Raw genomic sequence first — 713 nt, 5'->3', positions numbered from 1 at the left:
GGGCGTTATATTTTTTATGAGCCTTGATGCATTCTATTTGATGGTCTATCTTAAATTTGCTTATCTCAAGTTGGCTATGAGAACAGATAAGTAGACTTATCATTCATGAAAAAGGTATATAATATGGCTTATGCACAATGGATTAGCATCACAATCGAACCTAAAAATTATGACGTCACTATCAAAAATATTCATAGTGATTGGGGCAAATTTTATCAAGGAAGTAAAGATAACGAAATTTCTCCGGAAGATATTGATGGCCGAGTCGTAAAAGTCGGTGAAAAATTCACGATATCTTCATGTGGTCGTTCAGATGCCGCTTCTGGAACAGAAGGTTCTTTTGATATATATCGAGATGACACGCACGTAGGTAACTACTACTGGGATTGTCCATGGGGAAGCAAGAAAAATACATCGACTTGGACAAATGATAACTCTAATTTTATAACTCAAGTAACGGGTGGAAATCTAGACAGTGGAGCGATCGGTAACGTAAGTATAGTTTCCGTATATATAGGCTGATCAGCTGTTCATTTCTAGCATTTTAAGGCTCGATATATGTCGAGTCTTCTTTATTTCAGAGTATAAATATAACAAAGCGTTCAAGAGGGACAGCCAACGCGTGGCATTTTTATCATGCGTTGGTTTTTGCGGTTACAGTGTTATGCGGAAAGTTGGTAGTAGCGTTGGCTGCCCCTTAACGCGGCGTTATA

The 713-nt window shown here is 38.1% G+C and carries 2 protein-coding genes; both read left to right on the top strand.

The window, feature by feature from the left end; translation table 11 throughout:
• The first annotated feature begins 123 nt into the window (after window positions 1–123).
• Window positions 124–522, top strand: a complete 399-nt coding sequence (locus FKN93_RS17450; protein WP_078927613.1) for an aegerolysin family protein — start codon at window positions 124–126, stop codon at window positions 520–522.
• A gap of 52 nt (window positions 523–574) precedes the next feature.
• Window positions 575–713: DUF3265 domain-containing protein (locus FKN93_RS17445; RefSeq protein WP_346009400.1), on the top strand; the 139-nt coding region annotated here is incomplete at its 3' end.

It is taken from the genome of Vibrio sp. A8-1, from assembly GCF_013048685.1.
GTDB classification, from domain to species: domain Bacteria; phylum Pseudomonadota; class Gammaproteobacteria; order Enterobacterales; family Vibrionaceae; genus Vibrio; species Vibrio metschnikovii.
This window is presented reverse-complemented; position numbering and strand designations above follow the sequence as displayed.

Coding starts and splice junctions, on each gene's coding strand:
- FKN93_RS17450 (WP_078927613.1), top strand. CDS start 124: ATGGCTTATGCACAATGGATTAGCATCACAATCGAACCTAAAAATTAT.